A 24,230-nucleotide genomic window follows, 5' to 3' on the forward strand; every position below is an offset into this window, starting at 1 on the left:
ATCCGGAAACGTCTCGAACCTCCCCACAACTTCGGTCATTCAAACGACTCATATCCTCGCATCCATGATCCCGACCGCGCGCTCGCTCCCCGACCCCGACGCCCTCGCCGCGCAGCTGGCGGAGCGCTACGGGCTCGGCTTCACCGGCGCCGTCCTGCTCCGTTCGCTGGTCAACGACGTCTACGAACTCCGCACCGCCGACGACGCGCGCTACGTCCTCAAGCTCTACCGGTACGACGGTCGCCATCCCGACGAAATCCGTTGGGAGACAGGGCTTTCGGCCCATCTGCGGTCGGCCGGCGTACTGGTCCCACCGGTCCGCCCGCTGCTCGACGGAGACACCGTCGGGCTCCTCGAGACCCCCGAGGGACCCCGCACGTTCACGCTCTCGACGTACGTCGAGGGGCACAAGCCGGAGCGGCCGTTCACCGACGAGCTGTACGCCGCCTTCGGTGCGCAACTGGCCGCATTCCACAATGCCGCCGGCAACTACACGTCGCCGTACTCCCGGCGGCCGGCCGACGTCGTCCACCGGCTCGATGAACCGCTCGAGCAGATTCTCGCGGTGGACAACTCGGAGGAAAACCTGCTCCGGTCGCTGGCGGATGCGGTACGGAACAACGTCGCGCAGTACTCAAAGGCAGGAACCTGCCACGGCGACGTCACCCTGGACAATGTCTTGTTGACCAATCAGGGACTACTGCTTCTCGATTTCGACCTCGCCGCGGTCGGGCCGTTGGCGGCGGATTTCACCGGCGTCGCGACGACACCGCACTGGGACGCGTTCAAGGCCGGCTACGGCACCGTCACCGCCGAGGACGAGGCCGCGATCCCGTACCTGCAGGTCGTCGGGAGCATCTTCAACCTCCGCTTCCACCTCGTCGACAAGCCGCGGTTCCGCGGTACGGAGTCGCGGGCCGAAGGATGGGCCGCCGCGGAGCTGGACGGGCTGCGGGCGGCGGCCGACGTACTGCTCTGAGTTCACAGGAAGGTCCCAGGAAACGCGAAGCAGCTTCGAGGACTGGCCGCACATCCTGAGTGCATGAGGGTTGCGACGCGGTCTTTGACTGTCCGGGTCGCGGCGGCGATGGTGGTGCTGGTTGCGGTGGTGAGTCTCGTGATCGGTGCACTGACGACCGCCGCGATCAGCTCCTACCTGACCAAACAGCTCGACGGCAAGGTCGCCGCGACGCAGGGTCGCGCGATCAACGCCCTGACCGGCAACAGACCGCCGGCGGATGCGCCGCACGGGCAGGACGCGGGCACCGTCACCGTGTACGTCACCCCGACCGGGGCCGCGGGCAACGTGATCACCTCCGACGGCACACTCACCGAGCTCAGCGACCAGGCGGTCGGCGTACTCGACGATCTGACCGCCGGCGAGAACAGAACGGTCGACCTGCCGGATCTCGGCGAGTACCGGGGGCACGCGTCCAGCGTCGGCGCCGTCACCGTGATCACCGGGCTCCCGACGAAGGACATCCAGAACACGATCAACAGCCTGATCGGCTGGGAGGTGCTGTTCGGCGGCATCGGCGTGCTGACCGCGGGCGGTGTCGGTGTGTTCGTCGTGCGGCGTCAGTTGCAGCCGCTGCGCCGGGTCGCGCAGACCGCCCGCGAGGTGGCCGGCCTGCCGCTCGACACCGGTGAGATCGGCATGACCGCACGCGTACCCGACCAGCTCACGGACGAACGGACCGAGGTCGGGCAGGTGGCGGTCGCTCTCAACACGCTGCTCGGTCATATGGAGAACGCCCTCGACGCACGGCATCGCAGCGAGCAACAGGTCAGGCAGTTCGTTGCCGATGCATCCCACGAGCTCCGGACGCCGCTGACCACGATCCACGGCTACGCGCAGCTGAGCCTCCGCCAACGCGATCCCGAGCTCTACGGGCACGCCATGGGAAAGGTCATGGTCGAGACCACTCGCATGGCGTCGTTGGTCGAGGATCTGCTGCTGCTCGCCCGCCTGGACGCCGGCCGGCCGCTCGACCGCCGTCCGGTCGACCTGTCCCGGCTCGCCCGCGACTCGATCACCGACGCCCAGATCGTTGCCCCCAGCCACCATTGGGAGCTGGACCTGCCGCCCGACCCGATCGTCGTCATCGGCGACGAGCAGCGGCTCCACCAGGTCGTCGCCAACCTGCTCACCAACGCCCGCCGCCACACCCCGGCCGGCACCACAGTCACCGTCGCGGCCAAGCTGGCCGGCCACTCCGCCGTACTCACCATCCACGACGACGGCCCCGGCATCCCCGCCGACCTCCTCCCCAACGTCTTCCAACGCTTCACCCGAGCCGACCCAGCCCGCACCAGCACCACCGGCGGCACCGGCCTGGGCCTGTCCTTGGCGCAATCCATCACGGAAGCTCATCAAGGCACCCTGACCGTCACCTCAACCCCCGGAGACACCACCTTCGCCGTGACGCTGTCCGCTTGAGTCGCTATCGTGACACGTTCAACTCTTGTCGGAGGATGTGGCGATGAGCGGCACTCGCGAGGCGTTGCTGATTGCCAATGGACGCTACGAGAGCCCGCTGCTGAACCAGCTGAGATCACCGCTCGCCGACGCCTCCGAGCTCGCCGAGGTGCTCGCGAATCCCGAGATCGGATGGTTCACCGTCGAACGGGTCGTCGACGAACCAGCGCATCGCAACTCCCAGGCGATCGAGCGGTTCTTCCGGGACCGGCAGCCCGACGACCTCCTTCTCCTGCATCTGTCCTGTCACGGCGTCAAGGACGATGACGGCACGCTGTACTTCGCCGGCTCGGACACAGATCTGGAGTTGCTGGCGTCGACTGCTGTCCCGGCCAGTTTCCTGCACAGGCTCCTGAACCGCTGCCGGGCGAGATCGATCGTCGTACTGCTCGACTGTTGTTACAGCGGCGCGTTCTTCCCGGGCATGAAAGGTCCGGTCACGATCGACGCGAGTGACCAACTGGCGGGGACCGGGCGCGTCGTCCTCACCGCCAGCAGCCGGACCGAGTACTCCTGGGAGAGCGCGCGGATGGTCGACCTCGAGGATGCGGGCCCGTCCGTGTTCACCGAGGCAGTCGTTCACGGCTTGCGGACCGGTGAAGCCGACCGCGATCGCGACGGGCAGATCGGAGTGGACGAGCTGTACCAGCACGTCTACGAGCGATTGAACCGTGCCGGAGCCAAACAGACACCTCGGCTGTGGTCCGAGCTCGAATACCGCGTCTTCGTTGCCCGCAGCCCGCGCGATGCCCGGCAGACAGTGGAAGTCCCACAGCAAGCCCAGCCCATCTGGCCGCAGCGGCGCGCCCGTCGCGGTCAGGATGCGTTGATCAGACTGGACTTCGGGCTGCAGGAGATGCTGAACGGGACCAAGCGTGAGGTGAAAGTCGACACCGCCATGATCTGCGACGGCTGTAGAGGCCTCGGGACGGCCTCCGATTCGCGCGTCAGCCGGTGCCCGACGTGCTCGGGGATCGGGACCCGCGACGACAAGGATTGCGAGGAGTGCACCGGTTTCGGCACGGTGATCGAGGAGCCGTGTGCCCGTTGTGACGGCGGCGGTCGGGTGCGAGTGCGACGTACTCTCACCGTCAATGTCCCGTCAGGGGTGTACGAAGGCACGCGGATCCAGCTCAGCTCCGAGGGCGAGGTCGGACCGGGCGGAGGCCCACCGGGCGATCTGTACATCGAGGTCGCCGAACAGACCGACGAGAACTATCGGAGGTCCGGCATCGATCTGCACCGGACCTCGCCGCTGACCATCTCGGCCGATCTCGCCGCCACTGGTGGTGTGGTCGACCTGGAGACGCCTGAGGGACCGAAGCAGCTGAAGATTCCGCGCCGCTCCGTCTCGGGACAAGTTCTGCGGATCGCCGGACTCGGCCTGCCTGAGCTCGGGACCCCCGCCAAGCGTGGAGCATTGCTCGTCGAACTCGACGTGCAGCGGTGATCCCGCCTCTGTACTTCCCGGCGTCGCGCGGTTGCCCTCACCGACGCCCTCCCCCCAGCTCGGCCGACTACCTCATCGACGGCGGAATCGTAAAACCGCGTGAGGGCGGATCGCCAGGCCATCACAATCGCGGCTCGCCGAGCCGGCCAGGCGGGCGGCGCGCGCCGACGGGCCGATTGTGATGGCCTGGAGATCCGGGACTCAGCTCGCGGCCAGTGCCTTGGTCGCCTGCGCGGCCAGACCGGCGGCGCGGTTGTCGTCGGAGAGGCCGTCGGCTACTAGTACTGCGTAGCGGAGGCGGAGGGTGTCGGTGGCGGGGAACGGGAGTTCCTCGGAGAAGAACGGGGCGGGGCAGACGGCGGCGAAGTCCTCGGAGCGGACGAACCATTCCGGTGGGTGGCGGACGTTGTCGGTGGCGTCGGCGACGATGATCGTCGACGCTGTGTCGGTTTCGTCCTGGCGGGCGGTGAAGCCCATCCACGGCGCGCGTTGACCGCGGAGCTCGTCGCGGCCCTTGCCCTGCGGGGCGAGGATCGTGCCGTTGGTGAACGCACGCGGTCCACGCCAGAACAGACCGCCGTACCCGGCGTTCGGACGGCCCGCCGTGGTCGGGCTGCCGATCTGGATGTTCTCGCCGGACACGTTGGTCATCGCGGTCTCGTAGACGAGCACCCAGCCGTCGTCCGCGAGTCGTGTGGTGATCGTGCGCGTCTCGTCGACGACGTGCTTGCCGCCCTGGGTGTGCCAGGACAGGTGATGCGCGAACCGGACCTCGTCGTCGGACACGTCCAGCGCGTCGACCCGGTCGTGGTCCTGCGACCCGTTGTTGCCGAGCGGCTTGTACCCGTTCTCCTTCGTGTACGTCGGTCCGCCCCAGAAGTTGTCGTGCCCGAAGTGCGGCAACGACCACGACATGCCCTTGTGCCACAGGTGATCCCACGGCCGGTACACGCTGACCAGGTCGCCGGTCAGCGTCCGGATCGGGTGGAAGTACGGTCGCGGCGACTCGTACTGCGGATCGTCCGCGTTGTAGACATAGGTGAACAACTCGCTGCCGCCTACCGTCACCTGGATCGATTGGTTGACAGCGTGATTGCAGCCGAGGCTCTGCGTCATCAGGTCTCCCGTGTCGATTGTTGTTCCGTCCATGGCGCCCCGAGCTCGCTGAACAGCGCCAGCTCGTCCGAGGCCCGGTCGATCCAGTTCTCGACGTCGAGAACGATCGGCCGGCGCTCAAGCCCGTCGCCTTCCCAGCGCACGAACCCGTCCGGGATCTCGCGCGGCGGGTCCGCGAGCCGCACGGCCTCGACGACCTTCGTGAACCCACCGGTCGCCGAGAGCGGGACGTACAGCGGCACGGAAGGATCCGCGCGGTGCGCGAGCAGGTTTTCCAGGAGGTCGGCCCGCCCGTACTTCGCCTCTCCGATCCGGTCCGACGCGTACCGCAGTACCGCCCGGCCCGTCGGCCCGTGCACGATCACTTCCGGCTCGAGGTGTTCGGTCGCGCACAACGTCACCGCGATCAGGATCGTCGTACCGCGGCTCGTCGTGATCCGCACCGTCGAGGTGTCGTCGGACTCGATCGGGTTCGCGCGGTACAGCTCGGTCTCGACCGACCGTACGTCGTCCACGCCGGTCGACCCGTCCAGGAGCAACGCAGCCGCGGCCGCATGCGCCAAGGGATTCGTCACCGCACCGTCGACGACATCGATGCCGTCGAGCCGTCGTTTGCCGGCCCACCGCGCACGCTGGAAGTACTGCGCCTTCCGGACCCACTTCCCGGTCGCGCTGATGCCGCGGATCTCACCGAGCTGCCCGTCGGCGACCATCGCGGCCAGCTTGAGCGTCGCCTCCGACGCCTGCGCCTGGAAGCCGACCTGACACGCGCGTCCGGTCTCCGCGACGACCGCCGACAGTTCCTCGAACTCGGCGAGCGACGCGGTCGGCGGCTTCTCCAGCAGTACGTCGGCTCCCGCGCGCATCGCGGCCGTGGCCAGCGGGACATGCGTCTGGATCGGCGTACTGATGATCACCACATCGACTTCGGTTGCCGCGAGCAACTCATCCAGGCTGTCGAAGGCGCGGACTCCCTCGGTGGGACGCGGATCAGCGACTGCCGCCAGCTCGGCCCGGCCGGCCGCGGCCAGCCGGGACACGTTGCGGACATGGGTGGCGCCGTGGCCGTGGACTCCCGCCACGGCCACCCGCGGCCCCGTCATCGACAATCAGTTGCCATTAGCAACACTATTTGAGCTCCCCGTTGACCTCGTCCAGGAACGCCTTCGCCGCCGCGTCCGGCGCCTGCCGGCCGAACAGCACCTCGGTCGTGTACCGCTGGATGATCTTCTCCACCTGACCACCACCGACCGGCGGCGCCGGCGACGGATCGCCGAGGTCCTTGCCGATGTCCTGGATGAACTTCGCGGACGCGGCGTCGGCGGGCTGCAGTTTCGGCGCCACCGCGGTGCGGATCTCGGTGTTCGGCGGTACGCCGCGCTCGGCCAGCAGCACGTTCCCGGCGGCGCTGCTGTTCGCCAGGTAGTTGACGAACTCAGCGGCCTCCTTCTGGTGCTTCGACCGCGACGAGAGCGACCAGAACATCGAGCCCTTGTAGTAGGAGCCGTTGTCGGCGGCCTTGCCGTCGGCGCTCGGGATCCGCAGCAGCTTCAGCTGCTGGCCGGTCGCCTTGCTGAAGGCAACGAGCTGGTTGCTCCAGATGAAGCTCATCGCGAGCTTCCCGGTCGCGAACGCGGACTGGTCGAGCGCCGCGTTCATGTCCTGCGAGACGGCCTCGGCCGACGGGATCGCCTTCTGGTCGCGCAGCTTCAGGATGTACTTGAAGAAGTCGGTCGTCTTCTCCGGCGAGACACCGAGCTTGCCGTCCTTGGTCCACAGCGACTCGCCGTTCTGGCGGGCCCACAGGTTCAGGCCGGCCTCGTTGCTGCCCAGCGTGCCGGTGCCGGTGATCTTGCCGCCGGTCTTGGTGGTGACCTCCGCGGCGACCCGGGCGAAGTCGTCCCAGGTCCAGGTGGTGTCGTCCGGGATCGCCACGCCGGCGGTCTTGAAGGCCGCCGGGTTCACGACCACCGCGAACGAGTTGATCCCGGCGTTCAGCCCGTACAGTCCGCCGTCGAACTCGCCGGCGCCCAGCGTGTCCGGCTCGAACTTCCCGGTGTCCAGCCCCTGCGCCTTCTTCAGGTCGAGCAGTGCGCCGCGGTCGGCGTACTCACGCAGGTACTTCTCGTCCATCTGGATGATGTCCGGGGCGTCGTTCGCCGCGACGGTGGTGGCGAGCTTGTCCCAGTAGCCGGCCCACTCGCCGAACTCACCCTTGATCGTGACGTTCGGATGGTCCTTCTGGTACGCGTCGATCACCTGCTGGGTGAGCTTGGTCCGGGTGTCCGACCCCCACCAGGTGAACCGGAGTGTGACCTTGCCGCCGGCGTCGTCCGACGACCCGCCCGGACCGCCGGAGTCGCCGCCGCAGGCGCTTGCCGCCAGCAACGTGGTGGCCAGGGCCAGGGCCGTTGCCACGCGTGGGATGTGCAGCCTCATGATGTGCACCTTTCAGGGGAGCTACTTGATGCCGGTGGTCGCGATGCCCTTGATCAGGAACCGCTGGCCGAACAGGAAGGCGAGGAAGACCGGGACGAGGGAGACGACCGACATCGCGAACATCGATCCCCAGGAGCTGCTGGAGGTCGAGTCGACGAAGCCCCGCAACGCGACCGGGACGGTGTACATGTGCGGGTCGGTCAGGTAGATCAGCTGGCTGAAGAAGTCGTTCCAGGTCCAGATGAACGTGAAGATCGTCGTGGTGGCCAGCGCCGGCACCATCAGCGGCAGGATCACCCGCAGGAAGATGCTGCCCCGGCCGCAGCCGTCGATCCGGGCGGCCTCGTCCAGCTCGCGCGGGATGCCGCGGATGAACTGCACCATCAGGAACACGAAGAACGCGTCCGTCGCCAGCAGCTTCGGCACGATCAGCGGCAGGAACGTGTTGATCCAGCCGGCGTGCGAGAACAGGATGTACTGCGGCACGATCACCACGTGGATCGGCAGCATGATGCTCAGCAGCATGATCGCGAACCAGAACTTCTTGCCGATGAACTCGAGCCGCGCGAACGCGTACGCCGCCATCGAGCACGACACCAGGTTGCCGAGGATCGAGCCGAGCACCACCACCGCCGAGTTCAGCAGGTAGCGGGTGAACGGCTCGGTCAGCGCGTTCCAGCCGACCCGGTAGTTCTCGATCCGCAGGTCCTTCACCAGGATCCCGGGATCGCGGAAGATCTCGTTGCCCGGCCGCAGTGAACTGACCACCATCCAGATCACCGGGTAGAGCATCACCAGGGCGGAGGCCGCGAGTACGACGTGGATCACCAGCGGCCGGGCCCGCGCCCAGGTGACGACGCTGGACCGCCTGGCGGTGACCGTCGTGCGGAGCGTTTCAGTCGTCATAGAACACCCAGTACTTCGAGGCGAAGAAGTTCGCCGCGGTGAAGACCCCGATGATCACGAGCAGGAACCACGCCATCGCCGACGCGTAACCCATGTCGAAATTCCCGAAGCCCCGGTCGTAGAGGTACAGCGTGAAGAACATCGTCGAGTCCGACGGTCCGCCGCTGCCCCCGGAGACGACGAACGCCTGGGTGAACGACTGGAACGCGTGGATGATCTGCAGCACCAGGTTGAAGAAGATGATCGGGGTGAGCAGCGGCAGGGTGATGCTGAAGAACCTCCGCAGTACGCCGGCTCCGTCGACCGACGCCGCCTCGTAGTACATCGACGGGATTTGCCGGAGCCCGGCCAGGAAGATCACCATCGGCGAGCCGAACGTCCAGACGTTCAGGACGACGAGAGTGCCGAGCGCCGTACTCGGGTCGGAGATCCAGCCCTTGCCGTGGATGCCGACCACGTCGAGCAGCTGGTTGAGCAGGCCGGTCGTGCCGAACACCTGCCGCCAGAGGATCGCGATCGCGACACTCGAGCCGAGCAGTGACGGCAGGTAGAAGACCGAGCGGTAGAACGCCATTCCGCGAACGCCACGATCGAGTACGACGGCCAGCAGCAGGGCGATCGCCAGCTGCAGCGGGACCGACACGAACACGTACGTGAACGTCACCCGGAGCGAGTTGTGCAGCCGCTCGTCGGACAGCATCCGGGTGAAGTTGTCCAGGCCGATCCACTTCGGCGCCTGGATCAGGTTGTAGTCGGTGAAGGACAGATAGAGCGAAGCCAGCATCGGCCCGATCGTGATGAGGAAGAGCCCCAGCAGCCACGGGGCCAGGAAGAGGTAGCCGGCCAGGTTGTCCTTCTTCTGACCTGCACTTTTCTTCCCCCGGAGGCTGCCGAGCTCACCGAGCGCACTCATATCACACCTCCGGAAAGCGCTTGCCTTGGCCGGTCAAACTAGTACAAGAAACCGGTTCCCGCAAGAGTTCATCGGTGTAGGAACCGGCCGGATCCGGCCGGTCTGCGAGCTATTGACAGGACAAAGTTCCGCGGCGACAGTTCTGAGCATTTGGCAACCGCTTACCGACGGGAGATCCCGATGCTGCGACGCACTTTCCTCACCGGTTCGCTGACCACAGTTGCGGTCGGCGCGCTGCATCCCGCCGCGGCGCGTGCTGAGGTGGCAGCTGTGGACGAGGACTTCCTGACCCTGCTGACCAACGCCAACCAGACCCAGATCCCGTTGGTGCTCGGGAACTACCAGAACGCCGGCGACAGCATCCGCACCGTGGCGCGAAAGGCCCGGCGGCTGATCTCCGGGTACGTGTGGGGCAGGTCGTCGTACCACCACGACGCCACGCTGCTCGGGCCGCTGGGGTGGCTGGTCGATCAGCTCGCGGTCCGGCAGCACGAGGACGGTCTGTACGACGTCGGCAACCTGCACTCGCCGCCGGACAGCTCGTTCGCGATCCAGGACGTGTGCATCCTGTACGCCTTGCTGGACGCCGACGACTCGGCGGAGACCTCGTCGCTGCGCTCGACGCTCGGTTCGGTGATCAAGAAGGCCGGCCCGGCGTTGGCGGCCGGCGGCGTACACACGCCCAACCATCGGTGGGAGGTGTCGGCGGCGCTCGCCCGCGCGCACCACCTGTTCCCGGACCGTCGGTACGCGGCGAGGATCGACGACTGGCTCGACGAGGGCATCGACGCGACGCCGGACGGGATCTACAGCGAACGCAGCTCGACGTACGCCGCCGAGGTGACGAACCCGTGCCTGCTGGCGATCGCCTGGTTGCGCGACAAGCCGGCCTTGGTGGACTACGTACGGCGGAACCTCGAGGCGACCCTGTACTTCCTGGAGCCGAACGGCGAGGTGGATACGACCGCCTCCCGCCGTCAGGACCAGAAGGGTCTGCGCGAGGTCTGGTGGTACCTGACGCAGTACCGCGAGCTCGCCCTGCAGACGCACGACGGCCGCTTCACGACTGTTGCCAAGAGCATCGAAGCGCGCGGTACGGGCGAGCTCGGCGACTTCCTCGCCGAAGTACTCGAGCGCCCCGAACTCGCGGCCTCTCTCCCGGCTGCCCGACCGGTGCCGACCGACTTCAGCCGGCAGTTCCCGTCGCAGGCATCGGCGCGGGTACGCCGTGGTGCGCGGACCGCAACCGTTTTCGGCGGGACCGACTTCCACGACATCGCGGTGATCTCGTCGGGGTTGTCCACCACCCCGACGTTCTTCAAGCTCCGCAACGGTTCGGCGATCCTGGACTCGGTCCGGCTGTCACCGCAGTTCTTCAGCACCGGGCATTTCCGCAGCGACGGTCTGCAGGCATCCGGGAAGACGTTCAAGCTGTCCTCGGAGGTGAAGGTGCCGTATCACCTGCCGCTGCCGAAGCGGTACCGCCGCGCGGACGGCCAGTATGCGCTGACCCCGGACGGCCGCTTCTACGCCTCGATGGACTTCGGGCATCGCCCCAAGCAGTACCGGACGCTGCATACCGAGATCGCTGTCACGGAGGTGGCAGATGGCTTCGATCTCACCTTCGACTTCGCGGGCGACGAAACGGCGTACGCGATCGAACTGTGTTTCCGTCCGGGTGGAACGCTGGCCGGCGTGGACGCATTGGATGCTTCGGGCAACTACCAGCTTGTCTCCGGCACCGGCAGCTACACCGTCGGCTCGGACCGGATCGAGTTCGGTCCCGGGAACGGCGCAGCCCGGGTGGCGATGGATCCGGGCGAGCGGTACACGTACCTGGGCGGCAGCCTGACCCCGGATGGGCTCCGCGTGTACCTGACCGGCCGGATCCCGGGGCGGCAGGTGCTGAAGATCAGGACGCCGTAGCGAAAAGTCCTTTGCGCGCAAGCATTTGCGCTACTACGGTTGTCGGCATGGGTTCTCTGTGATCGGTGCGTGTCTCGCCACCTACACACGTCGAACCCAGGAGGTGTGCGCCGTATGCGCACTGCCCATCTTGCCCTTTCGGGCGTCACCAAACGCTCTGCCGATCACGTCGTACTCGATCGCGTCGACCTGACCGTGCGCGCCGGCGAGAAGGTCGGCGTGATCGGCGACAACGGCGCCGGGAAGTCCACCCTGCTCCGGCTCCTCGCCGGAGTCGAACCACCCGACAACGGCGACGTGGACGTCGTCGTACCAGGCGGCATCGGCCATCTCACCCAGGCCCTCGAGGTTCCGCTGACGGCGAGCGTGCAGGACGCCATCGATGCGGCCTTCGCGGAGTTGCGCGAGATCGAGGCGCGGATGCGTTCCGTCGAGCTCGAGCTCGCCGCCGGTGGCCTGCTCGAGGTCTACGGCGAGCTCGTCGAACGGTACGAGGCGAGCGGCGGCTACGAAGCCGACGCTCGCGTCGACATCATGCTGCACCGCCTCGGCCTGCCCGGACTTGATCGGCGCCGGGCACCGAATACGTTGTCGGGCGGCGAACGTTCGCGGCTGGCGCTGGCGGCGACGCTGGCCGCGCAACCCGAGGTGCTGCTGCTCGACGAGCCCACCAACGACCTGGACGACCAGGCTGTCGAGTGGCTCGAAGAACACCTGCGCACCCATCGCGGGACCGTCATCGCGGTGACACACGACCGGGTGTTCCTGGAGCGCCTGACCAGCACGATCCTCGAGGTCGAGGAGCGGACCGTGACCCGGTACGGCAACGGGTACGGCGGATATCTCGCGGCCAAGGCGGCCGAGCGGCGCCGGCGGTTGCGGGAGTACGACGAGTGGCGTCGGGAGATCGATCGCAGTCGCCGGCTCGTCGAGGCGAACGCGGCGCGGCTCGACGAGATGCCGCGGAAGATGGAGCTGGCGGTCTTCGCGGCCGGCCCGTTCCGGGCACGCGGACGTGGGCACGGTGCGATGAGCCGGATCCGCAACCTCAAAGGACGTCTGGATCGCCTGACCGGCAGTCCGGTCGCTCCGCCGCCGGAACCACTCGCTTTCGCGGGGCAACTCGAGGGTGCGGCCTTGGATGAGGACGTTGCGGTCGAGCTTGGCGAAGTACGAGTGGGGAATCGACTGCAGGTGGAGTCCCTGCGCCTCGCGCGAGGTGAGCGTCTGCTGATTACCGGGCCTAACGGTGCGGGGAAGACGACGCTGATGCGAGTGCTGGCCGGGGAGATCTGTCCGGACGCGGGGTCGGTTCGACGACCGGCCCGGGTGGGACACCTCGATCAGGACGGTGTGCTTCGGCCGTCCGGGCTGACTGTCCTTCAGGCGTTCGGGGGTGACGAGGATGTCTTGTTGTCACTCGGCTTGTTCAGGCCTGCGGATCTGCACAAGCGCGTCGAGGAGCTCTCGTACGGGCAGCGTCGCCGGATCGAGCTGGCCCGGTTGGTCACCGAGCCGGTCGATCTGCTGCTGCTGGACGAGCCGACCAACCATCTGTCACCACTTCTGGTCGAGCAGTTGGAGGAGGCGCTGGTGAGTTACCGCGGTGCGCTGGTCGTCGTCACCCACGACCGGCGGCTGCGCGAACAGTTCACCGGCACGCACCTGTCCCTGCACGCCGGGCGGGTAGCTCTGGCGCGGGCGGCGCGATGATTTGCTGATCCGTATTATCACTGGCGTTTGAGTTGACCGGTTGCGGCGGTCGGGCTATTGTCGGGCGATGCCACAGAAGGCGACCCGGCTGACCCAGCGCGACATCGCGCGGCTGGCGAACGTCAGCCAGACGACGGTCTCACTGGTGCTGAACAATCGCAGCGACGCGACTGCCCGGATCCCGGCCGAGACCCGGGACCGGGTGCTCAAGGTGATCCGGGAGACCGGGTACCAGGCGGATCCGCTGGCCCGGCGAATGCTCAAGCAGCGCAACCAGATCCTCGGCGTGTTCACGTACGAGTCGGTGTTCCCGAGCGCGAGCGGCGACTTCTACCACCCGTTCCTAGCCGGTATTGAGGACTGCGCCGAGCGCCTCGGCTGGGACCTGCTGCTGTTCACCAGCGCACCGGTCGCCGACGGCCACCGCCGGATCTTCCACGAGAACAACCGGCTTCGCATCGCCGACGGCTGCCTGCTGCTCGGCCGCGACGTCCCCTCCGACGAGCTCGCCCGCCTGATCGCGGAGGACTACCCCTTCGTCTCCGTCGGCCGCCGCGACGACGCCGGCGCCCCCGTACCTTCCGTCGGCGCCGACTACACCACCGCCACCCGCGCGGTCGTCGAGCGGGCCCTCGCACTAGGCCACCGCCACCTCGCGTACGCCGGCCCAGCCGCAGGCCCGGCGCCCGTCGCCGAATCCTCGGCAGACCGCCTCCACGGCTTTCACCAGGTCGCCGGTCACAAGGCGCTGGTGCTCCCCACCGGCCAACCCCAGCAGCTGCTCGACTTGTTGCTCGAGCGGAAGATCACCGCTGTGTTTGTGGAGGAGCGGGCGGATGCCGTCGCCTTGCTCGGTGCGGCAACGGCGCGCGGGATCGACGTACCTGGCGACCTGTCTGTTGTCGCGTTGGGCGACTCGACCCGGCCGGTGGCCAGTGACGTGGACTTCAGCGGGTTCCACGTACCGCGGCGGGCGATGGGGCTGCGGGCGGTCGAGCTGCTGGAGTCGATCCTGAGCGGCACCGCGACCTCGCAGCAGGTCCTGCTCCCGTGTGAGTTGACCGAAGGAACCACCCTCACTCCACCCAAAGGTGTCTGAATGCATACAGAGGTACTTGTGGTCGGCGGCGGGCTCGGCGGTGTCGCGGCGGCCCTGGCTGCGCTGCGTGCCGGTCGCTCGGTCGTCCTGACCGAGGAGTTCGATTGGCTCGGCGGACAGTTGACCAGCCAGGCCGTCCCGCCAGACGAGCACAGTTGGGTCGAGCAGTTCGGCGTCACGGCGTCGTACCGCGCACTCCGCGACGGCATCCGCGAGTACTACCGGCGCCACTACCCGCTGACCGCCGCCTCCCGCGCGACACCGCAGCTGAACCCAGGCGCTGGGTACGTCTCCAAGCTCTGCCACGAGCCGCGCGTCGCGCTCGCAGTACTGGAGGCCATGCTCGCGCCGTACCGTGCCAGCCGTCGGCTCCGTGTCCTGCAGCCGTACCGTCCCGTCGCAGCTGAGACCGATGGCGATCGCGTCACCGCGGTGACCGTGCAGCACCGTGACTCCGACGAGCAGGTCACCGTCACAGCGCCGTACATCCTCGACGCCACCGAGACCGGGGAGCTGCTGCCGCTCACCGGGACGGAGTACGTGACCGGGTTCGAGTCGCAGGACCAGACCGGGGAGCCGAGCGCGCCGGCCGAGGCGCAGCCGATGAACATGCAGGCGGTCTCGTACTGCTTCGCGGTCGATCACGTCGACGGCGACCAGGTCGGCGACAAGCCCGCGAACTATGCCTTCTGGCGGAACTACCAGCCCTCGTTCTGGGGCGACCGTCTGCTGTCCTGGACCGCGCCGAACCCGCGGACGCTGGAGACGTCGCATCGTTCCTTCACGCCGAACCCCGACGACGACCCGCTCGCGGTGGTCGCCGACCAGCGGCTGGCCGGTGGCGACACCAACCTGTGGACGTTCCGCCGGATCGCGGCCCGCCGGCATTTCGTCCCGGGCGCGTACGAGAGCGACATCTGCCTGGTGAACTGGCCGATGATCGACTACTTCGAGGGCCCGGTCATCGACGTACCGGATGCGGCCAGGCATCTGGCCGCGGCTCGCGAACTGTCGCAGTCCGTCTTCTACTGGCTGCAGACCGAGGCGCCTCGGCCCGACGGCGGAGCCGGGTTCCCCGGGCTGCGGTTGCGCGGGGACCTGCTCGGATCCACGGACGGTCTGGCCCAGGCGCCGTACATCCGGGAATCGCGGCGGATCAAGGCGGAGTACACGATCGTTGAGCAGGACCTCTCGGTCGCGGTGCGCGGCGCCCGGGGCGCGGTCGAGTACGACGACACGGTCGGCGTCGGCATGTACCGCATCGACCTGCACCCGTCGACCGGTGGCGACAACTACATCGATGTTGCCAGCAGCCCGTTCCGGATCCCGCTCGGCGCGCTCATCCCCCAGCGCGTCGAGAATCTCCTTCCCGCCAACAAGAATCTCGGCACCACCCACATCACCAACGGCTGCTACCGCCTCCACCCGACCGAATGGAACATCGGCGAATCCGCCGGCCTGCTCGCCGCCTTCTGCCTGGAACGCAGCACGACGCCGCGCGCGGTCCGCAGTACTCCGGCCCTGCTCGCCGACTACCAGTCCCGTCTGGCCGCCGAGGGCGTCGAGCTGAGCTGGCCCGAGGTGTCCGGCTACTAGCGTCGCCCGATCGGGGGTCGTGGGAAAATGTTTGCGTGAGCTTCCACGCTGCTGCCTTCATCGCCACCAGCCTCGACGGCTACATCGCCCGTCCCGATGGCTCCATCGACTGGCTCACTACCCGGGCTGAACAGGCCGGCGAGACCGGGTACGACGAGTTCATGTCCTCCATCGACACCGTCGTACTCGGCCGCAACACCTACGAACTGGCCCTGACCTACGACTCCTGGCCCTATGAAGGCAAGCAGGTAGAGGTCCTCAGCCGAACCCTCGACCCGGACACCGACGACCGCATCCTCGTCCACCGCACCCTGGAAGCCCTGGTCGAAACCCTCACCGACCGAGGCGCCCAACGCATCTACACCGACGGCGCCCGCACCATCCAGACCTTCCTCACCGCCGGCCTCCTGAACGAACTCACCATCACCACAGCCCCCGTCCTCCTAGGCACCGGCATCCCCCTCTTCGGCCCTCTTGACGCCGACGTCCCCCTGACCCACAACGCCACCCGCACCTTGAAAGCCGGCTTCACCCAGTCGGACTACACCATCCAGCACTGAAATCTGTTCAGGGTGGGCAATTTGTGGATAACTGCCTGCCCTTGTAAATAAGGGTTTCGAGGTCGGAAACTGTCGGTGGGGGTGCCTAGAGTTTCCGGCATGGAGATCCTCGGCGAACGACCTGTCTGGTCGATGAGCGACAGCGAGAAGCTGTCAGCTCTCGACGCGGTCGTCGCGGAGAAGGCCCGCCTGGAGACGCTCGAGTTGCAGCTGATCGCCGGCATCGACGCGTCCGGGTACGCGACCGAGCTCGGCGCCGGCAGCACCGCACGGCTCCTGACCAAGCGCTACCGCATCGACTCCGCCGGAGCCCACCGCAATGTGCGGCTCGCCACCCGCTTGACCAAGTACGCCGCCACCTCGGCGGCCCTCCCCGATCCCGCCGTCCCGTTCGCCAGCCCCAGCGCTGCCACCAACCCCGACACCGGCGACGCCGCCCCGGAGCCTCCTGGCACACCCGACGCCGCGGACCTCACGGCTGGCTCAGACACCGGAGATCACACGGCTGGCCCGGCCGCCGGAGACGACGCGGCTGGTGCGGACGGTGCCGGTGCCGCGACGTGGCGGGTGCATCCCGGCCAGGCCGCCGCGATCGTGGCGATCCTCGACAAACTGCCCGCCACCGTACCGGCCGAGAACCTCGAGTTCGCCGAACGGCGGCTGATCGACCTGGCCGCCACCCACACCCCCACGGAACTCCGCAAAGCAGGCAGGTCCATCCGCGACATCCTCGACCCCGACGGCCCCGAACCCGACGAGAAGGCCGCCTACACCCGCGAATCCCTCACCTGGAAGACCGCCGACCGAGGCGTCACCTTCCGCGGCTACCTCGCCAACGAGAACGCCGAACTCTTCCGCACCCTGATCCACGCCTACGCCAGACCCCATCGCACCATCGATGGCCAACTCGACCCCCGCCCCGCAAGCAAACGCCAAGCCGACGCCCTCACCACAATCCTCAACACCACCGGCACGGCCAACGACACGGCGACCGCCACCCACACCGGGCCCGCCGATGCCGACGCCGCAACGGACTCTGCGACGGGCAGGGGCGAGGGCGGCACGCTCGTCCAGCTTCCGCTCCCGCCAACTGGAACCGGCTGTACCGAGCCAGACCGCGACGCCGAAGGCCGTGATGCAGACGGCCGTGATGCTGATCGTTCGGGCGGCGATCGTCAGTTTGTGCCCGGGCACGGACCCAAGCCACACATCAGCATCACCATCGACTACAACGACCTCATCGCCGCGACAGCGAACGCAACCGGAGACATGATCTTCGGCGACAACCTGTCCGCCGCGACCGTACGTCGCCTCGCCTGCGACGCACAGATCCTCCCCATCGTCCTCGGCACCAGATCACAACCCCTCGACGTCGGCACCACCCAACGCCTCGTCACCCGCCCGATGCGCCGCGCCCTCAACGCCCGCGACAAAGGCTGCGTCATCTGCAACGCCCCACCCATCCAATGCGAAGCCCACCACATCATCTCCTGGCTCGACGGCGGCATCACCGCCATCTCGAACCTCGCCCTGCTCTGCAAACGCCACCACCACGACCTCCACTCCGGCCACTGGCGCATCCGCATCCTCGACGGCGTCGTCCTGGTCACCCACCCCACCTGGGCCAACCCGACAGCGATCCCACCCGACAGATACAAACCCCCAACCGGCGACATCACCCACCAACCAATCGCCCCACGCCCGAACCCGTGGGCCGACGAAGAACACCCACCCGACCCCACCTCGCCACGACCATCCACCCCCACCGACACGCCGCCCCCTGCGCCGTTAGACCCCTGGACCGACAACGCGAACGCCAGCTGACAGTTCCCGGAGCGCGGTTCTTCACGGACGGGCGCGACTGATCTCCGAGATGCGACGCGGTATCTCTCGTGACCAGTAGGTCAGACGTTGCGGCCAGTCCGATTCAGGTGGTCGAGGCGGGGCCGCCAGCAGCTGCAGGCTGGTCCTGGAGCTCGCGTGCGACTGTATGCGGAACGCTCCATCCACAGTTCCCGTCATTGCAGTCCGCTCGCCAACCGGCGCGGCCAAGCAGTCGAACGCGCTCGACAGCGCGCGGGACGCAGGCGGTAGCGCGCAGCACTCGGGCGGCAGGTCCCAACACCGGCGTCAGCCGGCAAGGTCCGGCGGTAGCCGGCATGGATGCGCGGGCGGTAGCCGGAGGGTGGGCGCGCGTAGTGGAGGCGTAGGAGGAGGGTGACGACGGAGCGGTCGCGGAGCGGGCGAGGGTGGCCGCAGTACTGCGGAGGTTCTACTGGTGGTCGAGGAGGCTTACTGCCTCGGAGGCCCAGTAGGTGAGGATGGTGTCGGCGCCGGCTCGGCGGATTGAGGTGAGGGTTTCGAGGATGGCTCGGTCGCGGTCGATCCAGCCGTTGGCGGCGGCGGCTTCGACCATGGCGTACTCGCCGGAGATGTTGTACGCGGCAACAGGTACGTTCACGTGGTCGCGGACCTGGCGGATGATGTCCAGGTAGGCCAGCGCGGGCTTCACCATGACGATGTCGGCGCCTTCGGCGATGTCGAGGTCGACTTCGCGGATCGCGTCGCGGGTGTTGGCGTTGTCCTGCTGGTACGTCTTTCGGTCACCCTTCAGCGACGAGCCGACGGCCTCACGGAACGGACCGTAGAACGCCGACGCGTACTTCACGGCGTACGCCAGGATCACCGTGTCCACGAACCCGGCCGCGTCCAACGCCTTGCGGATGACGCCGACCTGCCCGTCCATCATCCCGGACGGACCGACGACATGCGCACCGGCGGTGGCCTGCGCAACGCCCATCTCCGCGTAGATCTCGAGGGTCGCGTCGTTGTCCACCCGCCCGGCGGAGTCGAGCACACCGCAATGCCCGTGCGACGTGAACTCGTCCAGGCAGAGGTCCGACATCACCAGCAGCGCGTCGCCGACCTCGGACACCGCGTCCCGGATCGCGACGTTCAGAATTCCGTCCGGATCCAGCCCGCCGGAGCCGGTTTCGTCTTTCGCGGAAGGTACGCCGTACAGCATCACGCCGCCGAGGCCGAGCTGGGCGGCTTCCGCGATCGCCTTCCGCGCCGTGTCCCGGGTGTGCTGTACGACGCCGGGCATCGACTTGATCGGGATCGGCTCGCGGGCGTCTTCCCGGATGAACATCGGCAGGATCAGCTGTCGTGGTTCGAGCGTGGTCTCCGCGACCAGTCGACGCACCGCCGCCGACGACCGAAGCCGCCGTGGCCTTACCTCCGGGAATCCAGGCACCGAGATCAGCTCTTTCGACGAGAGCCCGAACGACGTTCGGACGGACGGGTGACCGGCTCCCCGGCCTCGACCATGGTGTCACGCCGGTCCGCACCGAACCGGGCGAGGGCGTCGGCCAGCTCCTCGACCGACGGCGACTCGGCCATCGCGTCGACGCGCAGGCCGTGCTCCTCGGCGGTCTTCAGCGTGGCCGGGCCGATCACCGCGATCACGGTCGACGCGTGCGGCTTGCCGGCGATGCCGACCAGGTTCCGCACGGTCGAGGACGAGGTGAACACGACCGCGTCGAACTTGCCGGACTTGATCGCCTCGCGGGTCGGCGCGGGCGGCGGAGCGGCCCGGACGGTCCGGTACGCCGTGACGTCGTCGACCTCCCAGCCGAGATCGGTGAGTCCGGCAACGAGTGTCTCGGTGGCGATGTCCGCACGCGGCAGGAAGACCCGGTTGATCGGGTCCAGGACCTCGTCGAACGGCGGCCAGTCCTCGACCAGGCCGGCCGCGGACTGCTCGCCGGACGGGACCAGGTCCGGACGGATGCCCCAGGCACCGATCGCTTCGGCAGTCTTGTCGCCGACGGCTGCGATCTTCAGCCCGGAAAACGCCCGCGCGTCCAGCCCGTACTCGTCGAACTTCTCCCGGACCGCCTTCACCGCGTTGACCGAGGTGAACGCGACCCATTCGTAGCGTCCTTCGACCAGACCGCGGATCGCCTTGTCCATCTGCTGCGGGTTGCGCGGCGGCTCGACCGAGATGGTCGGCACCTCTTCCGGCATCGCGCCGTACCGACGCAGGCGATCCATCAGCGGACCGGCCTGGTCCTTGGTGCGCGGCACCAGGATCCGCCAGCCGAACAACGGCTTGGTCTCGAACCAGGACAGCGCCTCGCGCTGCTCGACGACCGTGCCGACGACGATGACGGCCTCGCCGGTCACCTTCGCCGCGCGCAGGTCGGTGACGATCGTCTCCAGCGTCCCGACCACACTGGTCTGCGCGGTCGTCGTACCACCGACCGTCAGCGCGACCGGGGTGCACGGGTCGAAGCCGGCCTCGACCAGCGCGGCGACGGTGTCCTTCAACACCTCGACACCGTTGAGCAGGACGAGGGTCTGCTTCGGGTGCAGCCGGGTCAGGTCGAGCTTGTTCTCGGCCAGGTCGATGACGGTGACCTCGCGGTCGCCCTTCATCGTCAGCGGGATCCCGGCGTACGTCGGAACCGCGCTCACCTCGCTCACGCCCGGAACGACGTTGAATCCGATGCCCGCCTTCTTGCACGCGGCGGCCTCCTCGGCGCCGCTGGAGAAGGTGAACGGGTCGCCGGTCAGCAGGCGGACGACGTTCGCGGCGGACTTGGCGGTCTTCACCACCAGCCGGGCCCGGGCCGCGATCCGCAGCGCCCGGCTGCCCTCGGCGCCGGAGCCGTCGATGACCTCGACGCCTGGCTTGCAGTAGGTCAGGAACGCGTCGTGTTCGGGGCCCTCGACAACAACCGCATCGGCGTTGGCGAGCACGTCACGGCCGGCCAGCGTCAGCAGTGCGGGGTCACCGGGGCCGACGCCGACGAACGTCACGTGGCCGACTGGTCTGGTCTGCTTGACTGTACTGGTCGCAGCCTTCTGAGGTGCTGCGGTGGCCGCTGTCTTCGCGCTCACGTCTGCCTTCGCCCTCGTCGTTTTCCTGCTCGTCTTGTGGGCCGCCGTCGTAGTGCCCTGTGCCGGTGTCATGTTCGCTCCAGCAGTTCGTTCGCCAGCGTCCTGCCCAGGGACACCGGGTCGTCCACCGGCCCGTTCGCGGAGAGCCGTCGTACGCCGTCCTCCTGGCCGAGCGCGCCCCGCAGCCACAGCTCCGGGCCGTCCTCGCCCTCGACCACCTCGGCGAGCGCGCCGACCGGGGCCGTGCACCCCGCTTCGAGCGTGGCCATCATCTGCCGCTCCGCCGTCACCGCTGCGCGGGTGGACGGGTCCTCGAGTGGAGCCAGCGCGGCCAGCGCCTCGGCGTCGGCCGACCGGCACTCGATGGCCAGCGCGCCTTGCCCAGGTGCGGGCAGCATCTGGATCGGGTCGAGCGTCTCGGTCACCTCGGCGAGTCGTCCCAGCCGGGACACCCCTGCCCTCGCGACCACCACCGCGTCCAGCTTGCCGTCGGTGACGAGTGCGATCCGGGTGTCCACGTTGCCGCGGACTCCGGTGCACTCGACGCCCAGGCCGAGCGCGTCGATCTGCGAGACGCGGCGCGCAGCCCCGGTGCCGATCACCGAACCGCGCGGCAGCTCGCCGAGGGTCAGCCCGTCGCGGGCGATGAGTACGTCGCGCGGGTCCTCGCGCAGCGGGATGGCGCCGAGCGTCAGACCGTCGACCGGCGCGGTCGGCAGGTCCTTCAGCGAATGCACCGCGATGTCGATCTCGCCGGCCAGCAACGCGTCGCGCAGTGCGCTGACGAAGATGCCGGTGCCGCCGATCTGCTCGACCGGGGCGCGGTTCACGTCGCCGGTGGTGGTGATCAGCGCGAGCTCGACCTCATGGCCGAGCGCGCGCAGCTGGTCCGCGACGAGGGTCGACTGCGCGGTCGCGAGCGCGGAGCGGCGGGTCCCGAGCCGGATCATGCCTGCTCACCTCCGCTGTGCCGGGCGTCCGCGGGTGTCTTGCTGGTCTCCTCGGGAGACTTGGCCGCTGTCACCGCGTCCACTGTTGCCTGGTCGAGCGCGAACAGCTCCCGCAGTGCATCGGCGTACGTCGGGCCGCCGGGGTCACCGCCGAGCTCTTTGACCCGGACCGTCGGCTTGTGCAGCACCTTGTCGACGACGCGGCGGATGGTCCGTGCGACCTCGTGCCGCTGGTGCTCGTCGAGATCGGGCAGCCGGCGGTCCAGGCGGGCCAGCTCGGAGTCGACCAGTTCGGTCGCCATCGTCCGCAGCGCGACCACGGTCGGCGCGACCGAAGCGGCCCGGCGGGTCGCCTCGAACGCTCCGGTCTCCTCGTGGACGATCCGCCGTACCTCGTCGATGTCCGCCTCGCTGCCGCCCGCCGTACCGGCGAGGTCGGCGAGGGTGACCAGCGTGACACCGGGGATCCGGACCACCTCGGGCGCGACGTCCCGCGGCAAGGCGACGTCGAGCACGCCGAGCGGCCGCCCGTCCGTCGCGTTTCGGATCATCTCTTCGGTCAGTACGACGCCGCGGGCGCCGGTGCACGACACGATCAGGTCGGCGTCGTGCAACGCATCCGGTACGTCGGCCAGGCGGATCGCCGTACCGCCGATGCGATCGGTCAGCGTGACCGCGCGGTCGTAGTTGCGGTTGGCAATGGTCACGCTCTTGGCGCCACCGTTGATCAGGGTCTGAGCGGCCAGCGAGGCCATCGAGCCGGCGCCGACGACCAGCGCCCGGCGGTCTTCGAACCCACCGACCGCGTCCAGGCCGGCCGAGACGACCGAGCGGCCGGCGGAGTCGATACCGGTCTCGGTCCGGGCCCGCTTGCCGACCCGCAAAGCGTGCTGGAACAGGGCATTCAGGTCGGTGCCGATCGTCTCCAGGTCCTGGCCGACGCGCAGCGTCTCCTTGACCTGGCCGAGGATCTGGCTCTCGCCGACGATCATCGAGTCCAGCCCGACCGCGACCTGGAACAGGTGCGCGACCGAACCTTCCTCGAAATGCACGTACAGGTGCTCGGCCAGATCCAGCAGCGGTACGCCGGTGACGTCGGCCAGGATCGCGGTGACCTCGTCCATCCCGGCGTGGAACCGGTCGACGGTCGCGTAGACCTCGGTGCGGTTGCAGGTCGCGAGCACTGCGGACTCGGCCACGGCCGGCGTCTGCTTCACGGCCAGGGCCAGCTTGGTCGCGGCGTCCGCGTCGAGCGCCACCCGCTCGAGGACGTTGATGTCAGCGGAACGATGACTGATGCCGACGACCAAGTAGCTCACGCGCCGACACCTCCTCCAACGCTCGGGAGATCCGTCAGACCGTTCATCGCTGGTAGTTCGGGCACCTGGGGGAGCGCCGCCTCTCCGGACTTTCGTTGTTCGTGGTACGCCAGGATCTGCAACTCGATCGAGAGGTCCACCTTGCGGATGTCGACGCCGTCGGGCACGGACAGCACGACGGGCGCGAAATTCAGGATGCTGGTGACGCCGGCGGCGACCAGCCGGTCGCAGACCTCCTGGGCCGGGCCGGCGGGGGTGGTGATGACGCCGATCGAGACCCGGTCGCGCTCGACGATGTCCTCGAGCTCGGCGAAGTCGCGGACCTCCATGTCACCGATCCGCTCGCCGACCAGCTTCGGGTCGGCGTCCAGCAGGGCGACGATGCGGAAGCCGCGGGTGCCGAAGCCGGAGTAGTTCGCCAGCGCGTGGCCCAGGTTTCCGATCCCGACGATGACCACGGCCCAGTCCTGGGTGACGCCGATCTCGCGGGCGATCTGGTAGCGCAGGTACTCGACGTCGTACCCGACGCCGCGGGTGCCGTACGACCCCAGGTAGGACAGGTCCTTGCGGAGCTTGGCCGAGTTCACGCCGGCCGCGGTCGCCAGATCCTCGCTCGACGCGGTCGCGATGCCGCTGTCCGAGAGCGCGGTCAAGGCCCGCAGGTAGACCGGCAAGCGCGCGACAGTCGCCTCGGGGATGCCGCGTTCGGTTCTCGTCGGCGGGCCGGGGCGACGGCTGCTGGCACGCGTCACAATTCTCCTGGGAGCGGTTGGTTCACCGCGGTCTGACGGCCGGCGGCGGTTCTTACTCTAGGAGCTTGTGAACGTGAGAACAAAATCGGCGAGGGTGACCTGCGAGA

19 protein-coding genes are annotated in these 24,230 nt (G+C 68.3%); 9 read left to right on the plus strand and 10 right to left on the minus strand.

What is annotated here, in order from left to right; genetic code table 11:
- The first annotated feature begins 64 nt into the window (after nt 1-64).
- The 3 genes from OHA18_RS10445 (at nt 65) to OHA18_RS10455 (ending at nt 3,929) form a co-directional block, all read left to right on the plus strand.
- Complete coding sequence (locus OHA18_RS10445; protein WP_329003752.1) at nt 65-979, plus strand: phosphotransferase enzyme family protein; 915 nt, start codon at nt 65-67, stop codon at nt 977-979.
- Nucleotides 980-1,042: 63 nt separating this feature from the next.
- Nucleotides 1,043-2,440 carry a sensor histidine kinase gene (locus OHA18_RS10450; protein ID WP_329003754.1) on the plus strand — a complete coding sequence of 466 codons (1,398 nt, stop codon included), beginning with the start codon at nt 1,043-1,045 and terminating at the stop codon, nt 2,438-2,440.
- 43 nt (nt 2,441-2,483) lie between these two features.
- Nucleotides 2,484-3,929 carry a caspase, EACC1-associated type gene (locus OHA18_RS10455; protein ID WP_329003756.1) on the plus strand — a complete coding sequence of 482 codons (1,446 nt, stop codon included), beginning with the start codon at nt 2,484-2,486 and terminating at the stop codon, nt 3,927-3,929.
- A 201-nt stretch (nt 3,930-4,130) separates the two neighbouring features.
- On the opposite strand, the gene OHA18_RS10460 is transcribed toward OHA18_RS10455, so the two are convergent.
- Genes OHA18_RS10460 through OHA18_RS10480 form a run of 5 tightly spaced genes read right to left on the minus strand, consistent with a single transcriptional unit; the run spans nt 4,131 to nt 9,303 of the window.
- A complete protein-coding gene (locus tag OHA18_RS10460; protein ID WP_329003757.1) occupies nt 4,131-5,045 on the minus strand; it encodes a PmoA family protein in 915 nt (304 codons plus the stop codon).
- Complete coding sequence (locus tag OHA18_RS10465; protein ID WP_329003758.1) at nt 5,045-6,148, minus strand: Gfo/Idh/MocA family protein; 1,104 nt, start codon at nt 6,146-6,148, stop codon at nt 5,045-5,047. The genes OHA18_RS10460 and OHA18_RS10465 overlap by 1 nt, the downstream gene beginning before the upstream one ends.
- A gap of 25 nt (nt 6,149-6,173) precedes the next feature.
- A complete protein-coding gene (locus OHA18_RS10470) occupies nt 6,174-7,484 on the minus strand; it encodes an ABC transporter substrate-binding protein (protein ID WP_329003759.1) in 1,311 nt (436 codons plus the stop codon).
- 21 nt (nt 7,485-7,505) lie between these two features.
- The gene (locus OHA18_RS10475; RefSeq protein WP_329003760.1) at nt 7,506-8,390 is read right to left on the minus strand and encodes a carbohydrate ABC transporter permease; all 885 of its coding nucleotides are present in this window, start codon (nt 8,388-8,390) and stop codon (nt 7,506-7,508) included.
- Nucleotides 8,380-9,303, minus strand: a complete 924-nt coding sequence (locus tag OHA18_RS10480; protein ID WP_329003761.1) for a carbohydrate ABC transporter permease — start codon at nt 9,301-9,303, stop codon at nt 8,380-8,382. Before OHA18_RS10480 ends, OHA18_RS10475 begins: the two co-directional genes overlap by 11 nt.
- A gap of 180 nt (nt 9,304-9,483) precedes the next feature.
- Here OHA18_RS10480 and OHA18_RS10485 point away from each other — a divergent pair, with 180 nt between their 5' ends.
- The 6 genes from OHA18_RS10485 (at nt 9,484) to OHA18_RS10510 (ending at nt 18,021) form a co-directional block, all read left to right on the plus strand.
- Nucleotides 9,484-11,229 (plus strand): hypothetical protein, encoded by a 1,746-nt coding sequence (locus OHA18_RS10485; protein WP_329003762.1) that lies wholly within the window; start codon nt 9,484-9,486, stop codon nt 11,227-11,229.
- Nucleotides 11,230-11,343: 114 nt separating this feature from the next.
- A complete protein-coding gene (gene abc-f / locus OHA18_RS10490) occupies nt 11,344-12,942 on the plus strand; it encodes a ribosomal protection-like ABC-F family protein (RefSeq protein ID WP_329003764.1) in 1,599 nt (532 codons plus the stop codon).
- Between the two features lie 67 nt (nt 12,943-13,009).
- Complete coding sequence (locus tag OHA18_RS10495) at nt 13,010-14,041, plus strand: LacI family DNA-binding transcriptional regulator (RefSeq protein ID WP_329003765.1); 1,032 nt, start codon at nt 13,010-13,012, stop codon at nt 14,039-14,041.
- Entirely contained in the window at nt 14,042-15,637 is a 1,596-nt protein-coding gene (locus tag OHA18_RS10500) for an FAD-dependent oxidoreductase (RefSeq protein ID WP_329003766.1), read from the plus strand.
- A gap of 35 nt (nt 15,638-15,672) precedes the next feature.
- Nucleotides 15,673-16,197 (plus strand): dihydrofolate reductase family protein, encoded by a 525-nt coding sequence (locus OHA18_RS10505; protein WP_329003767.1) that lies wholly within the window; start codon nt 15,673-15,675, stop codon nt 16,195-16,197.
- Between the two features lie 99 nt (nt 16,198-16,296).
- Nucleotides 16,297-18,021 carry an HNH endonuclease signature motif containing protein gene (locus tag OHA18_RS10510; RefSeq protein ID WP_329003768.1) on the plus strand — a complete coding sequence of 575 codons (1,725 nt, stop codon included), beginning with the start codon at nt 16,297-16,299 and terminating at the stop codon, nt 18,019-18,021.
- 448 nt (nt 18,022-18,469) lie between these two features.
- Here OHA18_RS10510 and hemB read toward each other — a convergent pair whose 3' ends face one another.
- From hemB to OHA18_RS10535, 5 genes are read right to left on the minus strand one after another with little or no spacing between them, the layout of a single operon-like run.
- Nucleotides 18,470-19,453, minus strand: coding sequence for a porphobilinogen synthase (hemB, locus tag OHA18_RS10515; RefSeq protein WP_329003770.1), 984 nt, complete (start codon nt 19,451-19,453; stop codon nt 18,470-18,472).
- Nucleotides 19,454-19,458: 5 nt separating this feature from the next.
- Nucleotides 19,459-21,174, minus strand: a complete 1,716-nt coding sequence (locus OHA18_RS10520) for a uroporphyrinogen-III synthase (RefSeq protein WP_329003771.1) — start codon at nt 21,172-21,174, stop codon at nt 19,459-19,461.
- The gene (gene hemC / locus OHA18_RS10525; RefSeq protein WP_329003772.1) at nt 21,171-22,052 is read right to left on the minus strand and encodes a hydroxymethylbilane synthase; all 882 of its coding nucleotides are present in this window, start codon (nt 22,050-22,052) and stop codon (nt 21,171-21,173) included. Before hemC ends, OHA18_RS10520 begins: the two co-directional genes overlap by 4 nt.
- A complete protein-coding gene (locus OHA18_RS10530) occupies nt 22,049-23,371 on the minus strand; it encodes a glutamyl-tRNA reductase (RefSeq protein WP_329003773.1) in 1,323 nt (440 codons plus the stop codon). Before OHA18_RS10530 ends, hemC begins: the two co-directional genes overlap by 4 nt.
- Complete coding sequence (locus OHA18_RS10535; RefSeq protein WP_329003775.1) at nt 23,368-24,123, minus strand: redox-sensing transcriptional repressor Rex; 756 nt, start codon at nt 24,121-24,123, stop codon at nt 23,368-23,370. The genes OHA18_RS10530 and OHA18_RS10535 overlap by 4 nt, the downstream gene beginning before the upstream one ends.
- Nucleotides 24,124-24,230: the final 107 nt, after the last annotated feature.

This window comes from Kribbella sp. NBC_00709, from assembly GCF_036226565.1.
In the GTDB taxonomy this organism is placed as follows: domain Bacteria; phylum Actinomycetota; class Actinomycetes; order Propionibacteriales; family Kribbellaceae; genus Kribbella.

Excerpts from the sequence above, each read along its gene's own strand:
- OHA18_RS10495 (WP_329003765.1), top strand. The coding sequence starts at position 13,010 with ATGCCACAGAAGGCGACCCGGCTGACCCAGCGCGACATCGCGCGGCTG.
- OHA18_RS10520 (WP_329003771.1), bottom strand. The coding sequence starts at position 21,174 with ATGACACCGGCACAGGGCACTACGACGGCGGCCCACAAGACGAGCAGG.
- abc-f (WP_329003764.1), top strand. The coding sequence starts at position 11,344 with ATGCGCACTGCCCATCTTGCCCTTTCGGGCGTCACCAAACGCTCTGCC.
- hemC (WP_329003772.1), bottom strand. The coding sequence starts at position 22,052 with ATGATCCGGCTCGGGACCCGCCGCTCCGCGCTCGCGACCGCGCAGTCG.
- OHA18_RS10480 (WP_329003761.1), bottom strand. The coding sequence starts at position 9,303 with ATGAGTGCGCTCGGTGAGCTCGGCAGCCTCCGGGGGAAGAAAAGTGCA.
- OHA18_RS10470 (WP_329003759.1), bottom strand. The coding sequence starts at position 7,484 with ATGAGGCTGCACATCCCACGCGTGGCAACGGCCCTGGCCCTGGCCACC.
- OHA18_RS10460 (WP_329003757.1), bottom strand. The coding sequence starts at position 5,045 with ATGACGCAGAGCCTCGGCTGCAATCACGCTGTCAACCAATCGATCCAG.
- OHA18_RS10445 (WP_329003752.1), top strand. The coding sequence starts at position 65 with ATGATCCCGACCGCGCGCTCGCTCCCCGACCCCGACGCCCTCGCCGCG.
- OHA18_RS10455 (WP_329003756.1), top strand. The coding sequence starts at position 2,484 with ATGAGCGGCACTCGCGAGGCGTTGCTGATTGCCAATGGACGCTACGAG.
- OHA18_RS10465 (WP_329003758.1), bottom strand. The coding sequence starts at position 6,148 with ATGACGGGGCCGCGGGTGGCCGTGGCGGGAGTCCACGGCCACGGCGCC.
- OHA18_RS10475 (WP_329003760.1), bottom strand. The coding sequence starts at position 8,390 with ATGACGACTGAAACGCTCCGCACGACGGTCACCGCCAGGCGGTCCAGC.
- OHA18_RS10510 (WP_329003768.1), top strand. The coding sequence starts at position 16,297 with ATGGAGATCCTCGGCGAACGACCTGTCTGGTCGATGAGCGACAGCGAG.
- OHA18_RS10485 (WP_329003762.1), top strand. The coding sequence starts at position 9,484 with ATGCTGCGACGCACTTTCCTCACCGGTTCGCTGACCACAGTTGCGGTC.
- OHA18_RS10500 (WP_329003766.1), top strand. The coding sequence starts at position 14,042 with ATGCATACAGAGGTACTTGTGGTCGGCGGCGGGCTCGGCGGTGTCGCG.
- OHA18_RS10450 (WP_329003754.1), top strand. The coding sequence starts at position 1,043 with ATGAGGGTTGCGACGCGGTCTTTGACTGTCCGGGTCGCGGCGGCGATG.